A 19,737-nucleotide genomic window follows, 5' to 3' on the forward strand; every position below is an offset into this window, starting at 1 on the left:
TTGCTTTTTTTTGCCATCTTTAACAATATGTATATTTTGAGTTTAAGTAGAAGATTAATGAAAATAGATAAACGGGTAGTGTGGGTTAGTCTGGTTGTTTTCTTAGCTATGCTGTCTCCGCGTGTGGTAACAGCGCAGCAAACAACAGTGGATAAACCCTACAAGGAGGATTTGATTTTAATAGAAGCAAAACTTCGTACAGGTGATTTTGGTGGCGCGTTGGCAAGTTTGGACGAATTGATTGCTAAATATCCCGCAGGGCCGGAAGCTTATTATGCTAAAGCCTTGCTCTTTGGGCAAGCACGCAATTTTGAAATTGCTATTCCTTTAGCCAAGCAGGCCTTTACTATAGAACCTGGTAATTTGTTGTATGCAAATTATCTGTTGGAGCTTTATAAAGGAAACCGTGATTTGAATGGTGCTTTAGAGACTATAGATACTGTTTTATCACGCTTCCCAGAGAATGAAGTGCTGTACCGCGAAAAAATAATGCTACTTCATAATGGTAAGCGTTCGGATGAAGCACTGTCCTTATATGATGAGGCCGTAACTAAATTTGGTGTTTCCGATACGTTGGATGCTATAAAAGGAGAAATTCTTGTTGATCTTAAGCGTGGTGATGAAGCCGAGAAGCTGTTGCTTCCATGGGTTTCTAAAGGATCCAAAATCAGACAGATTTACAGTACAATTGGTTATATCTATCTTGATCGCAAAAATGTAAAAGCTGCCGTTCAAGTATTAGAGAAAGGTGTTGCCAACTGTTCCGACAATTTACTGTACCTCGATTTAGCGGATGCTTATACCTCGAGCAAGAAGAATAAACAAGCTTTTGAAGCTTTAAAGAAAGCCTTTGATGCTCCTGATGTAGATTTCACGGAGAAGTATAGAGTGATGATGGCTGCTTTGGGCGGGAAGACTTCTTTAGAACTAGGACAAGTGCAAGAGTTAGCGAATATCCTTGTACTTCGTTATCCACGTGTTGCCGATAGCCATGTCGCGAAAGCGGAGGTGAGCTGGCGTCGTGGAAACTTGCAAGAGGCTCGCTCTTTATTTTTAACGGCTATAAGCATGAATAAAGGGCATATCGACGCATGGCGTATGTTGATGAATGTTGACTTAGCGTTGAATCTTCCAGATGATGCTATTGCACATGGATTTGAAGCTATGGCAGCTAATCCGAATAATGCAACGCTTATGTATTTTACTGGATTAGCCTATCAAGTGAAAGATGATACGGCAAACGCACGTAAGATGTTGGAGTCAGCGCTTGATAATAGTAGTGAAGATATCCCTTATTTACAGTCTTTAATCTATACGAGCTTAGGCGATTTATATCATAAACTAAATCTAGTTGATATCTCTGACGTTGCTTATGATGAAGCTATAAAATTGGATAGCACAAATGCTAATGCGATGAATAATTATGCTTACTACCTTTCTGAGCGTAATGAGAAGCTAGAGCATGCAGCATCGATTTCTAAAACATCAAATGTCTTAGAACCAGGGAATGCCGCTTATCAAGATACTTACGCATGGATTTTGTTTAAACAAGGAAATTATGCTGAGGCATTAACATGGATTCAGAAAGCTATGGGTACGGGTCGTCAGACGGGTTTGTACCATGCTCATTATGGTGATATTTTGTTTAAGGCGGGCAATGTAAAGGAAGCACTCAAGCAGTGGGAGAAAGCATTAGCGCTGGGCGATTTGAGCGAAGCTGAGTTAACAAAATTAAAGACAAAAATAGCGAATAAAAGTTATGTGGAGTAGGTTAGGACCGTTGTTGTTGATCGTGCTATTGGCTGCTGGCTGTAAGACAAAGCAGAAGATTGTTATTCCGGATAAAGGAGCGCCAGTTGATGTTGTCTCTGCACATGCATCGGAAATTAAAAGCTTTGAGTTATCCAATTTGGATTTTCATACTTTCTCCGGACGAGCGAAAACACGCATTGAGTTGCGCGATGGTGCTCAAGATGTAACATTAAACTTGCGCATGGAGCGTGATAAATCCATTTGGGTATCGGTGACTGCTATGCTTGGTGTAGAGGTTGCACGCGTTTTAATCACGCCGGATAGTATTAAGATTTTGAATAAGCTTCAAGGCGAGTATATTTCTAAGCCTTTTGACTATGTACATAAGTATACAAATAAAGGTATTACCTTCCCGATGTTGCAAGATTTATTGTTAGCCAATGTTTCTCCTGTGTTGTTACGTACCGATATGGTGCAGGTGGCTAGTGCGGAGGATGAGTTTCTTGTTGTAGGTATTAAAGACGAGTTGTCTTATAAGTATCGTATTAATAAAGATAACCGCCCCTTCAATCTTTCGCTGCAACGGATTGGTGCAAATCAGAGCATGGAAGCTTATTACAGCAACTACAATAAAACGGCTGGATACAATTTTCCGCTACGTATAACGTTAAACATGGCAGGAGATGACTTTACCTTGAAATCACAAATGGATTTTAATAAGGTAGAGTTTAATGAAAAAGTAGAACTTCCGTTTACTATTCCTGCTCGTTATAAGGAAGTTGAGTAGCCTTTGCGGAAGAAAAAAATAAAATAGTTAGCTTCATACTTGGTATATACTTATTTTTGTTGACTTAGTTTAAGCCGATAGAAAGACAAAGACGGTTCATGAATTTTAAAAAAATATTATTTAGTTTCTCTTTTATGGTTTGTTGCTACCTGCCTGCGGCTTTTGCCCAACAGAGTAGTGCCGAGCTTAAAAAACAACGTGAAAAGATCGATGTTGAGATTGCTGAAATAACAAAGATATTAAGAGCGAAAACGCAAGAGAAAATTCTCTCTCAGCAAGAGGTTAATGCGCTTAGTCGACAGTTGGATTTACGGGAAAGTAAAATCACGACCATCAACGCCGAGTTGCGTTTGATTAATGGTAATATTCAGTCGAATACTAAAGTTGTAGATGGACTGAAAGCCGAGCTTGAGAAAATGCGTCAAGATTATGAAAAGATGATTATGTTCGCTTTTCGTAATAAAAGTGGTTACAATAAGCTGATGTTTATTTTTGCTTCTAAAGATTTTAATCAGGCGTTCAAGCGTGTGAAATATTTACAGCAGTTTTCTGATGCAAGGAAAATCAAAGGTGCTGAAATCGATGAAACGAAAAAACAAATCGAGCTTAAAATAGCCCAATTAGAGCGTGATAAACAGACCCAAAATAAATTACTACAAGAGCAGCAACAAGAGCGTAGCATCATTGCTAAAGATAGGGCTTCGCATGCAAATGAGTTAAGCCAACTGCGTAAGGAAGAGTCTAGCTATAAAGGGCAGTTAACAAACAAACAGCAAGAGAAGAAACGTATTGATGCCATGATTAATGCAGCTATTCGCCGTGAGATTGAGGAGGTGAGACGTAAAGCGGAAGAAGAACGCCGTAAAGCAGCAGAAGTAGAGGCTAAGCGTACCGGAAAGACAGTAGCCGAAGTTGAAAAAACAACGCCACGAAAGTCTGATAGTGAGATTTTACGCTCTACACCAGAGGCAGCGCGCTTGTCGGCCGACTTTAAATCTAACCGTGGACGCCTACCATGGCCAGTGGCGCAAGGTGATATTGTTCGTGGATTTGGATTTGAGCGTGTTGAACGTTCTGTAGGTGTCGATAACACGGATGTTGCTATCCGTACCGGAAATAATGCAGCAGTGAAAGCGGTGTTTGAAGGTGAAGTGGTGCAGGTGATCGGTAGTGTGGTTGTTATCAAGCACGGTGAGTATTTTACGTCATACGCCAACCTGAAAAGTTTGTCTGTAAGTCGTGGACAAAAAGTGACACGCGGACAGCAGGTAGGAACGGCAGATACAGACCCTGATGCAGGCTACTCTGTGGTTAACTTTGGTGTGTTCCAAGGACAGACGGCAATGAACCCATCTTCCTGGTTAGCAAAATAGTTACAGAGATTTAGAAGTAGAATTTATATATTTGTGGAATACCTTCGTTGAGGAGGCTTGTAAGAAATTAAAATTATGTATACATCGGGATTATTATTTATCGGAACACAAGAGATTCTTGTAATCGTTATTTTAGTGTTGTTGTTATTCGGAGGAAAAAAGATTCCAGAATTGATGCGCGGTTTAGGTCGTGGTGTTAAAGAATTCAAGGATGGACAGAAAGAAGATCCTTCAGAAGATAATAAAAACACAACAAATAGCAACAATAACCAAAACTAAATAGTTGTTGTAAAGATTAACAAAAAGTTTCATCACAGATTTGGGATGAAACTTTTTGATTTTAAGGCATACATACCAAAATCCTTTTTTAGGCGTTTAATTAGGAGTGTATGGCATATTGTAAACCTAAATAGAACATCATTCATACCCTTAAAACTTATGAAGAAATTTTATTTGCGGGTCTTTTCTCTTTCTGCAATTAGTTTGTTATCGCATGTTTATGCGCAGGAAATGATGGTCCGTACAGCAGAGGAAGAGAGTATATCTTTTCTCTCAGAAGCTGTGTCTGATCAAAAAAGAGGAATCGTTGCAGGATTAGATTCCTTAAAAAAGTGGTCTGCGGAAGCAGAGGCTCAAATGGATGAAGATTCGCTGATTAACATGCGAATGCGACAGATTCAACGAACAATTCCCTTAGTCTATAACGATAAGATTAAGTTTTACTTGGATAAGTATATTTCGTCGAATTACAATCCTTATATGAGTAAGTTGCAAGGTCTTGCACATCATTATTTCCCCATCTTCGAATCTATTATCGCTGAAAACAGCCTGCCTGATGAGGTAAAATACCTTGCCGTGGTAGAGTCTTCGCTGGATCCTCATTTGGTATCCACTTCGGGAGCTGTTGGATTATGGCAATTTATGTATGGAACGGCGAAGGGGTATGATTTAACGATGGATAGCAATGTCGATGAACGTAAAGACCCTTATGCAGCTTGTTATGCTGCATGTCGTTATTTCTCGGATGCTTATGCGGAGTTTGATGATTGGCTTTTAGCCCTTGCTTCCTATAACTGTGGTCGTGGTGCTGTGCGCCGCGCGATACAACGTTCGGGCTTTGAGCGTCCTTCTTTTTGGGAATTAGCACCCTTTTTACCGACAGAAACACAAAACTACATTCCTAAGTATATTGCCATGACCTATGCGCTAAAGTATGCTAAGGAATATGGTATTGGACAATCAAACGTAGGGATGGACTGGAGTGTGAAGAGCTTAATGTTGGATAAGAATGTCGACCTAAGGCAAGTTGCGGAAGCCGTCAACCTCTCTCTAGAAGAGTTAAAGCGCTTCAATCCTTCCTATAAGTCAACCATCGTAAATGCCAGTTTAGATAAGCCTCGCCGTCTGCTATTGCCACAAACGAGCAACCGTAGTGACAGTTTACTTTATGCGGCTTTGAACAACCCGGATGTCCTTTCTGCGGCAAACTATGCCCATGTAGAAAAGGGAGCGCGTACTTCGTCGTCTTCTGGTCGTTACAAAGTAAGGTCTGGTGAAACAATTTCTACCGTTGCTGCTAAGTTTGGTGTGTCGGTACAGAATTTACGTGCTTGGAATGGATTAACGGCTAAAAGTAATATACTCGGACGATCGCTAATTGTTCAAAAGGAAGAGTCTGCACGACTGGCTAATGCTCCAGCAAAAAAGGCGAGCGGCCCTCGTTACCAAAATCATACCGTCCGTAAGGGGGATACCTTATCGGATATTGCTAATAAATATAATGGAAGTACGGTCGCACAGTTAAAGAGTGATAATAATATCAAAGGAGCGACTTTACAGATAGGTCAAAAACTGAAAGTGAGAACCCTGTAAACAAAGGGTGAAAAGATAAAAGGAGAGATGCTGCTTAGGATAACCAAGCAGCATCTTCTGTATTATCGAATTCTTCAAGCTCTACTTCTACATGTTCTTTCAGAATTGTAGAGAGCTTTAATCCATAATAATCACTAAATATCGGGAATTGATGATGCGAGCGATCAATCAATACTGCTGTGCGCATTTTCTTAAGGGGAATATCTAGAAACAAACCTAAGCCATAAGCTAAGGTACGTCCACTATTTAATACGTCGTCAATCAAGATAATAACTTTGTCTTTTGCCGTTTCAATAGCCACATCGGTCTTTGCCTCTAAGCTACGTTTTGTCTTCTCAATTGTTATCTTAATAATATCGAACGTTTTTGTTGGCGCGATTTCTTGTAAAATCTGCTGTAGTCTTTGTGCAAAAATATAACCGCGATCGGCAATACCAACTAAGACAATAGCGTCTTCCTCAAAATTGTCTTCCAATATTTGGTAAGCAATGCGGATAGACTTCTGACGGATTTGATTTTTATCTAAAACTAACGTTCTCTTATTGGACATAGCATTGAATTTTATGAAGGTAAAAATAACAAATCTTTTAATGAAAAACAGGTAAAAGGTGAAAACATGAGCCTGTAAATTGCTTTAAATTTTTTCCACAAAAAAAGGCTTGAAGTTTTCTTCAAGCCTTTTTTATATATGTTAAAACTTAGTTTAAGTTTTTATCATTTTCTGATGGTAGATTCGCTGTCATCGTTTGTGAAGCATCATCCGTTGGACGTCCACCGTTGTAGTAATAACGCTGCCAGTATGCTTCGTTTAGGTTGCTGATCATTACACCACGGCTAGAAGCTGCATGTGCAAATTTATCGTCGCCTAAATAAACACCAACATGTGTAATTTGTTTACTACGGATTTTGAAAAATACAAGGTCTCCTGGTTGAAGCTCGTTTTTGCGGATAGGTTTTACATTAGCGTATTGATTTCTACTGTTGTAGCCAATGGTAGTGTTAAAAACATTCTCATAAACCGCTAAAGAGAACTTTGAACAATCGATACCACGCTTAGAATCACCGCCTAATCGGTAAGGAGTTCCTAACCATTCGTAGACAAATTGATAAAGTTTGGTATTGGTCATCGCGTTGTTTGCAACGCCCATTATTTGTGAAAAGTATTCTTTTGCTAAATTATCCGGATCAGAGGAAGTTGTTTTTTTGGTTTGTGCCTGCGAGATTAGACATAAGCCCATGAATAGCATGCCTGCTACTAATTTCTTTGTTTTCATTTGTTCGCTTTAATTACAACTTTTTTAATCATTGTCCAATATTTGCTACAACGACAGAAACGAAGGTAACATATATGTATTGGGATTCCAAGGAAAGTGATATTTATTTAACATAGTTTTAACGCTTTTTAACAAATTACGCTGTAGCGAATGCGCTACTTTTTCGACCGCATAAATTACTAACTTGTTGATACGGGTAAGAGGTGTTTTGTTAAATTTTCAATAAAAAATAAAAAATATTTGAATTTTCTAAAAATTATATCTTACCTTTAAATCGATTTACAAAATATGATGTCAAATAGCACTATTATTACAACGATTATTATTACCACCGGGATAAAACAACGGAGGAAGTAATTCTATTGTATAAAAAAGTGTACAGATGATAATAGAGCCTTCCTCATAACGGAAGGCTTTTTTTGTGCTAAACTATTTTAAAACTAAATAACAAAAAATGAAAGTACTTAAGTTTGGAGGGACTTCGGTCGGTACTATCGACAGTATCAAAAGTGTGTTAGCGATTGTGAAACAGTCTTTTGATCAAGGTGAGCAACCCTTAGTCGTTTTGTCGGCTATGTCGGGGGTAACGAATTTGTTGACGGCCATGGCTGAAAATGCAGCAGCAAGGATTCCTTTTGAGGCTGATATTAAAACGCTAGAAGAACGTCACTTTCAAGTAGTGAAAAGCCTCATTGCGGTTAAATATCAAAATCCAGTGTTGACCAAGCTTAAATTACTTATCAATGAGTTGGACGAAATCTTACAAGGTGTTAGTGCGCTTAAAGAGTTGAGTGCACAAAGTAAAGATCTTATTGTTTCTTTTGGCGAGCGCTTGTCCAATTATATGGTAGCGAAGATATTAGAGCAGGATGTGCCACAAGCTGAATTTCTCGATGCTTCACATTATATCAAAACGGATAATAATTTTGGCCATGCCCAGGTTAATGAAGAGCTAACGCAGCAGCTTATCCAAGCTCTTTCGTACACACACAGTGACAAGCTGTTGTTTGTAACGGGCTTTATCGGGTCTAACGATAAAGGGCGTATTACTACGTTAGGTAGAGGTGGTTCGGATTATACAGCGGCAATTTTTGGATCGGTGCTAAATGCTTCTGCTATTGAGATATGGACCGATGTAAACGGTATGTTGACAGCGGATCCGCGTATTGTTAAGAAAGCATTTTCTTTACCTGTGCTTTCTTATACCGAAGCGATGGAGCTTTCTTACTTTGGCGCCAAGGTGATTTATCCACCAACGATGATTCCAGCTTTCTTGAAAAAGATTCCAATCGTTATACGTAATACCTTTCAGCCTGAGTTTTCAGGTACCGTTATCCAGTTTGAAAGTGGTAGCTCTTCTTTTCCAATCAAGGGCATATCGTCAATTTCAGATATCTCGGTGATTAATCTTTCTGGTAGTGGAATGATTGGTAAATCGGGATTTAGTGGTCGTTTGTTTACGTTACTAGCTCGCGAACAGATTAATGTGGTATTAATTACCCAATCGTCTTCTGAGCATAGCATTACTTTTGCTATCAACCCAGACGATGCCGTAAAAGCATTAGCTTTAATAAAAACGGAGTTTGAATTGGAGTTAGAAGCCAATAAATTGCAGATGCCAACTGTTGAAGATAACCTTTCGGTATTAGCTATCGTTGGCGAAAATATGAAACGTACACCGGGTATGTCTGGTAAACTGTTCTATGCACTAGGACGTAACGGTATAAATGTGCGTGCAATAGCGCAAGGGTCTTCAGAGCTTAACATATCGGTGATTATCGGTAAGGAGAACCTTTCAAAAGCCCTAAATGCCGTGCATGATGCATTTTTTGCAGAATTGAAAAAGACCTTATATGTATTCAATGTAGGAACTGGTAATATTGGTACAACTCTATTTAAGCAAATTCATGAGCAGCATGACTTCTTGCTAGCGCATAACGATGTCGAGATTAAGGTCGTTGGTTTATCAAATTCCCGCAAGATGTTGTTCGATGTAGATGGCGTTGACTTGTCGCGTTGGTCTGAAGATCTTGAAGAAAGTGGAGAGGTAGCAGATTTGTCGAGCTTTATTGACCGTATGAAAGCTATGAATTTACCTAACTGTGTATTTATCGATAACACTGCAAGTAAGCTTCCTGCAACCTACTACTTGGATATCTTTAAATCGAATATCTCTATTGTTACCTGCAATAAAATAGCGAATTCTGGTGCTTATGCAGATTATCAAAGCCTACATGATGCCGCACGTAAACATGGCGTAGACTTTTTCTACGAGACGAATGTTGGTGCCGGCTTACCTATTGTTCGCGTATTGAAAGATTTAATGCTGAGCGGTGACCGTTTGGTGAAGATTGAAGCTATCCTTTCGGGTACAATTTCTTATATCTTCAATAACTTTACGGGCGATGCTTCTTTTTATGATGTCGTGAAAAAAGCTCAAGAACTTGGGTATACGGAGCCTGATCCGCGTGATGATTTAGGAGGTATAGATTTTATGCGTAAGATGTTAATCTTAGCACGTGATGCAGGTAATGTAATCGAGCCTACTGATGTAGATTTAGGCGCTATCTTGCCGGAGTCTTGTCTGTCGGCAAGTTCAGTAGATGATTTCTATACCGAGTTATTGAAGGCTGATGCTTATTTCACAGCTTTAAAAGAAAAGGCTGAAGCGGAGAAAAAAGTAATTCGCTATATCGGTAAGCTGACAGATGGCAAGGTATCTATAGCCTTGGAAATGGTCGAGGAGAATCATCCTTTCTACGCTTTGTCGGGTAGCGATAATATTATTTCCTTTACGACGGAGCGTTACAAAGAAAGACCATTGGTGGTAAAAGGACCTGGTGCAGGTGCCGAAGTAACAGCAGCTGGTGTATTTGCCGATTTAGTGAATGTTGGTGCTTAATTATAGTAGATAAGAGAATTCATGAAAGAGAATGTAGAAAAGCCATTGGCAGCGAAGTCTATAGATTTTACAAAAGTGTTACAGCAAATCCGCGTTTTTGCACCTGCAACCGTAGCAAATATGATTTGCGGATTTGACGTTTTGGGTTTTGCCGTTGATTTTCCCGGAGATGAAGTGGTTATGTATAAGGTTGACCAACCTGGCGTACGCATTCGCTCGATAAAAGGTGATGATGGACGCTTACCTTTAGATGCCGACCGCAATACCGTCAGTGCTTGTGTGCAAATGTTGCTCCAGCATCTCGGTATTCAAGATGATATCGGCGTAGAGATTGAGCTTATCAAGCACATGCCTATTGGTAGTGGCTTGGGATCAAGCTCGGCAAGTACGGTAGCTGGTTTGTTTGCGATAAATACACTATTAGGGAACCCGCTAACGAAGGCTGAACTGATGCCTTTCTGTGTGGAAGGTGAACGATTAGCCTGTGGGCATGGTCACGCTGATAATGTAGCGCCAGCCTTAATGGGGGGGATTACCTTAATTCGTGGATATAATCCTTTAGATATTGTCTCCTTGCCTGTGCCTAGCGAGTTGTATGCTGGTATTGTCTTCCCACAAGTAGACGTCCCTACACGCGACGCACGCCAGCTGATTAAAGAGAAGGTCTTGCTAAAGGATGCGGTGACGCAATGGGGAAATATTGCTGGCCTTATTGCCGGTTTGTATGAGAATGACTATGATTTAATAAGTCGTAGCATGCACGATGTGTTGATTGAACCTACAAGAGCGATCCTTATTCCAGAATTTTACGAAATGAAACGTATCGCACTCGAAGAAGGTGCACTGAGCTTTGGTATTTCAGGTTCTGGCCCTTCGGTAGTTGCTATCGCTAAAGGTAAAGAAGTAGCTGAGCGTGCTGCGGCACGAATACAAGCGCATTTGGATGCCTGCGATATTGAAAGTCTAAAATATGTGTCTTCCGTTAATATGGGAGGACCGAAAGTCCTAAACTAACTATTATGAAATTTTACAGTACAAATAATAAAGATCTTCGTGTCTCCTTTAAGGAAGCTGTTTTTAATTCGCTTCCAGCGGATAAAGGACTTTATATGCCGGAAAATATCCCTGCTTTGGATCCTTCTTTTATCCGTAATATAGAACAATATTCTCTACAAGAAATTGGCTTTACCGTGGCGCAGGCCTTAATTGGGGATGCTATCCCTGCGACAGCTTTGAAAGCCATTGTCGAGGATGCTATTAATTTTGAGGCTCCTGTTAAGTTGTTAGATGCAGGAACGGGAGTATTGGAATTATTCCATGGCCCATCTTATGCCTTTAAGGATTTTGGAGCTCGTTTTATGAGCCGCGTTATGGGTTATTTCTCCGAAGAGGGCGATGCCTTGTTGGATGTGTTAGTAGCCACCTCTGGTGATACTGGAGGCGCTGTAGCATTAGGCTTCTTAGGTGTTGAAGGTACGCGTGTTACTATTTTATATCCGAAGGGAAAGGTTTCTTCTATTCAAGAGGAACAGCTAACAACCAACGGACAGAATATCCGTGCACTGGAAATAGATGGTACGTTTGATGATTGCCAAGCTTTAGTAAAACGTGCTTTCAATGATGCTGAATTAAAGAGTGAGCTACGCCTGACATCGGCAAATTCTATCAATATCGCACGCCTAATACCGCAGACTTTCTATTATTTTTGGGCCTATGCTCAGTTAAAGGCACAAGGTACGAAAGAGGTGGTTTTCTCTGTTCCTAGTGGCAATTTCGGTAATATTGGCGCTGGCTTGTTGGCTTATAAATTGGGATTACCTGTTAAGCACTTTGTTGCTGGTACGAATGTAAATGATACCGTTCCTCGTTTCATGGAAACAGGAAATTATCAGGCGAAGCCTTCCGTACAGACATTAGCAAACGCCATGGATGTTGGTGATCCGAGCAATTGGGTACGTATACAAGAATTGTTTAACCAAGATTTAGATGCACTACGCACATTAATTGCTACCTATTCATATACTGATGAGGAAACTGTGAAAGGCATGCAGGAGTTGTATGATAAGTACAAATATGTAGCTTGTCCGCACACGGCTATCGCTTATTTGGCTGCTCGACAATTTCAAAAAGATCAACCAGGCGAGTACGCATCTGTATTTTTGTCTACCGCTCATCCGTGTAAATTTCCAGATGCCATAGCTCCAGAGATTTTTAAGGAAGTTGTATTGCCTTCAGCAGAAAAAGATCGCGTAGGCAAAGAAAAGCAGGCTACACCTTTAGCTGTAGAATATGACGCGTTTAAGGCGTATTTGTTGAAGAATAAATAAGCATCTTGGCTTCGGTCGCTCTTCGATTGACCAGCTCTATAGTGTGTTGTTAAAAAAGTAAATAGATTAAGTTGTTTGTTATAATTATGAGCTCGATACATCATCGGGCTCATTACCTTTTTATTCAATATTGGTTTTTCAATCTTTTGTAACGGATGGCTGTAGAAGGTATGGCAAGTAAAAATCGAACCGTAGTTCAAAACTATAATTTTTAAGAATAGCCTTTTAAGGCATTTTTTTTGCTTTAATTTTAGCCAAAAAGAAAGAATGAAGATACCAATTGTACTAACCGCTATAGTTCTCTGTATGGCTATGCAGCGCAGTAAGGCTCAAGACACCTTGTATTTCGATGCGAACTGGAAGGAAAGTAATAGCTTGAATTATGCATATTATCGCTTGCTCCCATTAAAAAAAGAAGGTGACTTACTATTTGTACAAGACTTTTACAAAAATGGTAATCAGCAGATGCAAGGTTACGTTTTAGCGAGCAACCCTGAGGTTTATGTAGGTGACATTTATTGGTATGATGAAAATGGGCTGGATAAAAGCTCAAAACAGATTGTAAATCCTAGCCGTAATAAGGTGCTTACCTACTATTATCCGAATGGCGAGCTATGGCAAAAGATTACTTACGACAACGAATACAAGAAAAAAAGTATAACCGTTTTTTATAAAGGGAAAGAAATAGCCCAAGGGCAGATTCATGGCTATGCTTCTTTTTCTGGAACTTTTATCAAACAAACACCCAAGTCTTATTATAGTGATCTGGATATAGAACAAGATTCTGAACCTATACGCACTGTACAGCCACAAATAATAGAGACGGTGAGTCCTGCTGCGGGAGCTTCTACTGTTCCGAAATATAGTATTCTTACCTATTGGGAGAACGGCAATCTGGCACAAAAGGATGCGTATGGCAGCAATGACGGCTATAGTGCAGAATTGATAAATCAGATGTTGTATGCCAAGAATGGGCAACTTTTAAACAATATAGAAATCAATAAATCTAAAGGGAGGGGTAAACATTTTGTATGCAACTACTACACTAGGAATAACTTGGCTATAGAACTGAAAGACAAGATTAGTTATTTGGGGTACGAGAAAGAAGGTGTATCCCAGTCTTATGATGTCAATGGCAAGTTGCTGATGGAGAATAGCTATAAAGAAGGGGTGCCGTATGAAGGTACATTCATAAAAGATGATGTAAACATTACTGAATATACCTTGGCTAAAGGGGGAAAAATAGGTCGTGAAATAACTAAAACCGACGATGGTAAAACCATTATTGCTGTTGGAACTTATGAAAATGGTTTACCTTGGGAAGGAACCTTTTTTGTCAACGAGGATAACCTATTTGTCTATAGCTATAGGGGTGGTAAACTTCATGGGACACAGAAGGTTTATCATAATTACGCATTAACGGACCTAATTTATGAATATGAAACCATCGATGGATTAAAAAATGGAGACTATAAGGTTTTTAAAGATGATGAATTAAAATATACCTGCAGCTATAAAGATGATTTACCTATCGATGGTGTTGTAATCGAAGGTAATAATAGACTTACCTATAAAATGGGGTCTTGCATTAGAAAAGAAGAGTTTTCGGATGATAACTTTAACCATATTGCTGTTCTTCGTAACTACGTCAATGATGAATTGCATGATATTAGTTATTTTAATTTTATTATTGAAGATCAGAAACAAGACGTATATACGGGGACATACAGAAATGAAAAACCTTTTGTCGGTTTCTTTAAGACAGAAACTATTATCGATGATATTCGGATTATAGCTTATTATGAAAATGGCATCTTGATAAAGGAATATTCCTTTGATCCAATTCAACAAATGGAAGATTATCATTTTTATAATTACAACCTCACGACGGTTTATGAGCATAATGTTCCTGTATCGGGGCCTGTTTATTCAAAACCCGACAGAAGTAGCTACTTAACAATTTACTATCAAGATCATGTACCAACAAAACTGGAATATAATCTTTTCGCGATGCATTATTTCAATAGGATAACCTTTAGTAATGCTGCAAACGAACTTCGTATAACCGAGCTTAGATCACCTGTAGAAATACACCTCAATAAAGGAAGTAATCCACCTACCATAACTGTTTATAGAGAAAATCAAATTATGGTCCCTTCTTTAGGTGTTGCAAATCTGAAAGAGGGATATCCTGAATCGGCAACTTTTTATTATTTGGATGGTAAGGAAATAAAGACCTATTCCATGAGTATGGCTTATATGGATCAAGAGTGGGGAGGTGATGGTATTATGCAGGGTTTGTATCTTTTTGCCCAACGGATGGCTAGCAAAACAGCCCCTGAAATCATCACTTCTTATGTTGATTTAGTAAGTAATGCGGAGCACGAATCTAAAAGTCGATTAACGACCAAATTAACCTTTCCTTTTGAAGACGAAGATCTTTTAAGTCGGGTGAGTTATGATAAAGCAGGGAAAATTAGCGAAGGATTACAACTAAAATCACACAAGAACGGAACCATTGAAGCCCTTTTAATACGAGATAGTAAGATTATAAAGACACATACCTTTTCCTCTCTTGCAGATTTAATGGCAAATGAAAAAGCTGTGTTTACGGCTTTGCAACAATCCTTATATGAATAAAAGCTGGGCTATAAATGTTGTAGAACAATCATGTTTGCGAAGAATAAAAAAAAGAGGTGTCCAAAATATTTTGGACACCTCTTTTTTTTATTCTTGATTTTGATCTTTATTGTGAAGCTTACGTATTTTACTATGTTTCTTACTGTAGAAAACGTAAATGATTAAACCTAATAGCAACCAAATTCCTAAGCGCTCCCAGCTCTCTATAGGAAGTGAAACCATAAGGAGTATACAAACAACAATACCTAAAATTGGAATGACAGGCACAAATGGTGTGCGGAATGGTCGTTCAAGTTCAGGGTTCGTTTTACGTAATACCAAAATACCGACACAGACTAATGTAAAGGCGAACAAAGTACCAATACTAACCATATGTCCTAAATCAGAAATTGGAACGAATCCAGCGAAGATAGAAACGAAAACCATAAAAATAAGGTTCGTTTTCCAAGGTGTTTGCGTTTTGGATAAATCAGAAAATAACTTTGGCAAAAGACCATCTCTACTCATCGAGTAGAACACGCGACTTTGGCCTAAAAGCATCACTAAGATTACAGATGTATATCCCGCAATAATGGTCACAATTAATGCTGTATTTAGGAAGGTATATCCCGTTTTTGCGAAAGCTGTAGCTACCGGTTTCGCATCTCCTTTGAAAGCTTCGTAGTGCTCTAAGCCTGTCAAAACATAAGAGAATAGTACGTATAAAATTGTACATACGACAAGCGAACCGATGATACCAATAGGCATCCCTTTTTTAGGGTCTTTAGCTTCTTGTGCTGCCGTACTTACGGCATCGAATCCAACAAACGCAAAGAATAAAACACCTGCAGCACGCAAAATACCACTAATACCAAATTTACCGAAATAATCACTACCCATGAATGACCAGAAGCCTAGTTCACCATTTTTAACCAATTCTTCCCCTTCATTTGTCGGGATAAAAGGTGTGTGGTTTGCTGATTCAATAAAGCTCCATCCCAAAGCAATGAAGATAATAACGACACTAACTTTTAGAATTACTAAAATGTTATTCAGTCTAGATGATTCTTTTGTTCCGCGAATTAATAGTAATGATAATAAACACACAATAACAATGGCTGGTACATTCACAATACCACCTTCCCAAGGTCCTTTAAGGAATTGTTCCGGTATTTGTACGCCGAAAATCTGTAGAAGCTGATTGAAATACTGTGCCCAACTGACGGCTACGGTAGCACTGGCTAATGCATATTCCAGTACAAGATCCCAACCGATAATCCAAGCAACAAACTCACCCATGGTGGCGTAAGAGTATGTGTAGGCACTACCAGCAACAGGAATCATCGATGCGAATTCCGCATAGCAAAGGCCAGCGAAAGAACAGGCTAATGCTGCGATAACGAAAGATAGCACAACGGCAGGTCCAGCATTCTCTGCTGCTGCGATTCCCGTTAGAGAGAATAGGCCGGCACCAATAATGGCTCCGACACCTAAAGAGATTAGCGCTCCGCTGGATAGGGTGCGCTTCAGCGTATGTTCGCCGCTTTCTTTGCTCTCTTTAATAATGTGAGGTATTGATTTTTTGTAAAGCATAGGTTAAGGTAAAGTTTATTGTTTGTATTAGGTTATTTTGTTTGTTTCGATTTGAATTTACTGTAAGATTCTAAAATATAAGCACGTACATCTACAGGCGACGCCGTTTGAATGAAGTTTAATGTAGGTCTGAAACGCTCTCTAAATAAAGGTAGCTCCTCATCGTTTAAAGGCACTAATGCTAAAATTGTTTGATCGGTAAATAAACGATCAATCTTACGGTTGTTTTGCTCTGTTTCTAGTAAAGCTAAGTTTTTGCGGGCCAATTTACCATCTTTGCCAAATAAGCGTGATGGTGAAATACGCAAGCCCCCTCTATTTTGGGATGCTTCGGTTGCTGTGCCTTCATTTTTAGCACGTGCAATTTCCGCCACCAATCTACTGTCCGTTAATCGACTTACTACGACTTCGTCGATGACAATACTTTTGTTGTCGCGAACCATGTAGACCCGTTGAACACCGCCTTGGTAAATAAAAGCGGTATCTGTTGTATAGCCAATTTGTGTAAACGTAAGGTAGTCGTTTAGTTTTCCTTCAATAGTGAAGTTACCTTGCGAGTCTGTGGTCGTTTGCGCTTTTGTACGTAAGTTTTTGACCTTTACATCTTTTAAACGCTGACTACTGGTAAGCTCATAAACAATACCATTAACATCTTTAATGTCTTGTATTTGACCGTTAACGTTATGTGCAAAAAAAAGAATAAGAAGGGATATACCCAAGTTTAATAGTGAAGATGTTGTTTTCATGTTTTAATTTTTTTGCCACGTATTATTAGTCGGGTTGATGTCTGGATATACTTGATCAGGATCAAGAACTACTTTGACTAATTTTTCCGTTGTTTTTAATTTGAATGACCAAGTTTTGTTACGTTGCCAAATCTCAACAGGTAGTTTTTTTCTGATTTTTAAACCAGACTCCGTTGTCGCTTCTACCACAACTGGCATTGGCATTTTCTGTAAATTTTCAACCGTAATAATAGCCCCGTTTTTAGGGTCTAATTTATCGTAGGTAACATTGGTTATCGCTTGATCTAATGCCCAGTTATTTTTAAACCATCCTCTCCAGAACCAAGCTAAGTTTTCGCCGGTTTCATTTTCAATCGTTCTGAAAAAGTCGTCTGGTGTAGGGTGCTTATAAGCCCAGTTGGCTATATACGTGCGAAAAGCACGGTCGAACCTTTCGGTACCAATGATTTCGTCGCGCAGCAAGCGAAGTCCCACGGCAGGTTTATAATAAACTAAGATACCGATATTGCGCTCTCTCATATTCTGAGGTGTAGACATTATTGGTTCAAGTGCCGGATTGCTAAAAGCCGCTGCCATGCTGTTGCGGTTACCTATATTTTTTCTAAACTCTCCTTTATTGAATACTTCAGTAGATAATTCGTTGATAAAGCTATTAAAGCCTTCATCCATCCAGCCATGTAAGCGTTCGTTACTTCCTACAATCATTGGAAACCAGTTGTGCCCAAATTCATGATCTGTAACGCCCCACAGGCCAGCTGCCTTTGCTTTATGGCCGCAGAAAGAAATTCCTGGATATTCCATTCCACCCACATTCGATGCGACATTGACAGCAACAGGGTAGGGGTATTCAAACCATTTCTTACTGTAATATTCGATAGATGATTTTGTAAATTCAGTAGATCTATCCCAGGCGTTAGCTCCGCTACTTTCAACAGGATATGCTGACAGGGCTAAGGCTGTTTTTCCACTAGGGTTGTTGATTTTTGCACCGTCAAGAATAAATGCTGACGAAGAAGCCCAAGCGAAGTCGCGTGCTTGATTTAATTTAAATTTCCAAGTAAGTTGTGTTTTGTTGGGACGGGAGTTGGCTGCGGTAACTTCTTGAGCCGAACGGATGACAACAGTTTTATCACTTTTTGATGCTTGTCTGTAGCGCTCCAATTGCTGGCTCGTCCATACCTCTTCTGGGTTAAGCAATTCACCTCCTGCAACAACAATATGGTTGGCTGGAGCGGTAATCTCAATATTGAAATCACCATATTCCAAGTAAAACTCTCCAGGGCCAGTGTACGGTTCGGTGTTCCATCCTAAGATATCATCGTATACGCATAAACGTGGATACCATTGTGCTACAGTATATACTTTACCATTCTTACTTGGCAAAATACCTGTTCTATCGGCTCCAAATTCGGGAATGGTGTAGGAATAGTCAATTTTAAGGGAAACGGTCGATCCGCCAGCGGCCAATGGGGTAGGTAGCTCTACACGCATTCTGCTATCGATAATTTCGTAAGTCGCTTTACGGCCATCAGCAAGTTGAATGCTGCTTAGATTATACCCTCCTTTGAAGTCACTGTTTGGTGAGCCATAGCGGCTTTGCTCTAAAGGAAGAATCGCTTGACCTCTGGAGTCTTCATGAAATAAATTTTGGTCGAGTTGAAACCATAAGTAATTCAGCTCATCCGGACTATTGTTTGTATAGGTCAAGGTGACTTGACCCGATACTAAATCTTTTTGGTCATCTAAACTAACTTTTATGGTATAGTCAGCTCTATTTTGCCAGTACGCATGTCCTGGTTTTCCGCTTGCCGAGCGGTATGGTGATCCATTCTTCGTGTAGAAAATAGGATCAAATGCCTCTGTGTAGTTATATATGCTAGTGCTTTGAGCTTGTGCTTGGTGTTGGAATAAACAGCTGGCTAGCGCTATGTAAATAAATTTTTTCAACATCTTAACCTAATTTTTGTGTGTACTCCGCTTCATCAAAACCTAAGATGATACCTTCTTTTGTTTCAATAAGTGGTCTTTTAATCATACTGTTGTTCTGTAACAAAGCTTGGTTTGCCGATGGAGCATCAATAACAGCCTCTTTTTCGGCATCGGTCAATTTACGCCAAGTTGTTCCTTTTTTATTAACTAATGCTTCCCAATTTACTTGTTTTTCCCAAGTAAGTAGTTGTAAGTCAGTAGCTGGTTCTTTTTTATAATCGTGAAAAGTATATTCGATTTGCTTTAGTGACAACCAGTCTAACGCTTTCTTGACCGTGTTGCAGTTTTTGATTCCGTAAATATGTAACATATTAAATTAAATTGTAGCTATGCGAAGATAAAGATATCAATATCTTTGAAAATTGACGAGTCTACAGTACGATTAGTTTCTTGTTTTTTTTGCTAAAATGAGTGCGTTTTTTTAGTAAATATGCTAAGTAAATGCTACTTATTTCGAATAGCTTTACGACCTTCTGTTAGTGTATATTTCACACTAAGTCTTG

General features: G+C 39.3%; 15 protein-coding genes. 9 read left to right on the top strand and 6 right to left on the bottom strand.

Annotated elements, in window-relative coordinates; translation table 11 throughout:
• The first annotated feature begins 57 nt into the window (after nucleotides 1-57).
• The 5 genes from WH223_RS01535 to WH223_RS01555 all read left to right on the top strand — a co-directional run bounded on the left by WH223_RS01535 (nucleotide 58) and on the right by WH223_RS01555 (nucleotide 5,784).
• Nucleotides 58-1,770: a tetratricopeptide repeat protein gene (locus WH223_RS01535; RefSeq protein WP_340045756.1), complete on the top strand. Its 1,713-nt coding sequence runs from the start codon at nucleotides 58-60 to the stop codon at nucleotides 1,768-1,770.
• A complete protein-coding gene (locus tag WH223_RS01540) occupies nucleotides 1,760-2,539 on the top strand; it encodes a DUF4292 domain-containing protein (RefSeq protein ID WP_340045757.1) in 780 nt (259 codons plus the stop codon). Before WH223_RS01535 ends, WH223_RS01540 begins: the two co-directional genes overlap by 11 nt.
• Nucleotides 2,540-2,637: 98 nt before the next feature.
• Complete coding sequence (locus WH223_RS01545) at nucleotides 2,638-3,912, top strand: murein hydrolase activator EnvC family protein (RefSeq protein ID WP_340045759.1); 1,275 nt, start codon at nucleotides 2,638-2,640, stop codon at nucleotides 3,910-3,912.
• A 75-nt stretch (nucleotides 3,913-3,987) separates the two neighbouring features.
• Nucleotides 3,988-4,191 (top strand): twin-arginine translocase TatA/TatE family subunit, encoded by a 204-nt coding sequence (locus WH223_RS01550; RefSeq protein ID WP_340045760.1) that lies wholly within the window; start codon nucleotides 3,988-3,990, stop codon nucleotides 4,189-4,191.
• A 159-nt stretch (nucleotides 4,192-4,350) separates the two neighbouring features.
• Nucleotides 4,351-5,784, top strand: coding sequence for a lytic transglycosylase domain-containing protein (locus tag WH223_RS01555; RefSeq protein WP_340045761.1), 1,434 nt, complete (start codon nucleotides 4,351-4,353; stop codon nucleotides 5,782-5,784).
• A gap of 34 nt (nucleotides 5,785-5,818) precedes the next feature.
• Here the strand turns inward: WH223_RS01555 and WH223_RS01560 are convergent, their stop codons facing one another.
• Entirely contained in the window at nucleotides 5,819-6,334 is a 516-nt protein-coding gene (locus tag WH223_RS01560) for a phosphoribosyltransferase family protein (RefSeq protein WP_340045762.1), read from the bottom strand.
• A gap of 148 nt (nucleotides 6,335-6,482) precedes the next feature.
• On the bottom strand, nucleotides 6,483-7,058 hold the full coding sequence (locus WH223_RS01565) for a C40 family peptidase (RefSeq protein ID WP_340045763.1): 576 nt from the start codon (nucleotides 7,056-7,058) through the stop codon (nucleotides 6,483-6,485).
• A gap of 454 nt (nucleotides 7,059-7,512) precedes the next feature.
• On the opposite strand from WH223_RS01565, the gene thrA reads away from it, so the two are divergent.
• The 4 genes from thrA to WH223_RS01585 all read left to right on the top strand — a co-directional run bounded on the left by thrA (nucleotide 7,513) and on the right by WH223_RS01585 (nucleotide 14,927).
• Nucleotides 7,513-9,960 (top strand): bifunctional aspartate kinase/homoserine dehydrogenase I, encoded by a 2,448-nt coding sequence (thrA, locus tag WH223_RS01570; RefSeq protein WP_340045764.1) that lies wholly within the window; start codon nucleotides 7,513-7,515, stop codon nucleotides 9,958-9,960.
• Between the two features lie 21 nt (nucleotides 9,961-9,981).
• Nucleotides 9,982-10,974, top strand: a complete 993-nt coding sequence (locus WH223_RS01575; protein ID WP_340045765.1) for a homoserine kinase — start codon at nucleotides 9,982-9,984, stop codon at nucleotides 10,972-10,974.
• Between the two features lie 5 nt (nucleotides 10,975-10,979).
• Nucleotides 10,980-12,287 carry a threonine synthase gene (gene thrC, locus WH223_RS01580; protein WP_340045766.1) on the top strand — a complete coding sequence of 436 codons (1,308 nt, stop codon included), beginning with the start codon at nucleotides 10,980-10,982 and terminating at the stop codon, nucleotides 12,285-12,287.
• A 267-nt stretch (nucleotides 12,288-12,554) separates the two neighbouring features.
• On the top strand, nucleotides 12,555-14,927 hold the full coding sequence (locus WH223_RS01585) for a hypothetical protein (protein WP_340045767.1): 2,373 nt from the start codon (nucleotides 12,555-12,557) through the stop codon (nucleotides 14,925-14,927).
• Nucleotides 14,928-15,014: 87 nt separating this feature from the next.
• Here the strand turns inward: WH223_RS01585 and WH223_RS01590 are convergent, their stop codons facing one another.
• The 4 genes from WH223_RS01590 to WH223_RS01605 are packed head-to-tail and all read right to left on the bottom strand — an operon-like array spanning nucleotide 15,015 to nucleotide 19,544.
• Nucleotides 15,015-16,499 (bottom strand): amino acid permease, encoded by a 1,485-nt coding sequence (locus WH223_RS01590; protein WP_340045768.1) that lies wholly within the window; start codon nucleotides 16,497-16,499, stop codon nucleotides 15,015-15,017.
• A gap of 32 nt (nucleotides 16,500-16,531) precedes the next feature.
• On the bottom strand, nucleotides 16,532-17,245 hold the full coding sequence (locus WH223_RS01595; protein ID WP_340045769.1) for a carboxypeptidase-like regulatory domain-containing protein: 714 nt from the start codon (nucleotides 17,243-17,245) through the stop codon (nucleotides 16,532-16,534).
• Between the two features lie 3 nt (nucleotides 17,246-17,248).
• Nucleotides 17,249-19,195: a M1 family metallopeptidase gene (locus WH223_RS01600; protein ID WP_340045770.1), complete on the bottom strand. Its 1,947-nt coding sequence runs from the start codon at nucleotides 19,193-19,195 to the stop codon at nucleotides 17,249-17,251.
• 1 nt (nucleotide 19,196) lies between these two features.
• Nucleotides 19,197-19,544, bottom strand: coding sequence for a Spx/MgsR family RNA polymerase-binding regulatory protein (locus WH223_RS01605; RefSeq protein ID WP_340045771.1), 348 nt, complete (start codon nucleotides 19,542-19,544; stop codon nucleotides 19,197-19,199).
• Nucleotides 19,545-19,737 lie beyond the last annotated feature (193 nt).

This window comes from Sphingobacterium sp. MYb382 (assembly GCF_037572665.1).
Classification (GTDB): Bacteria; Bacteroidota; Bacteroidia; order Sphingobacteriales; family Sphingobacteriaceae; genus Sphingobacterium.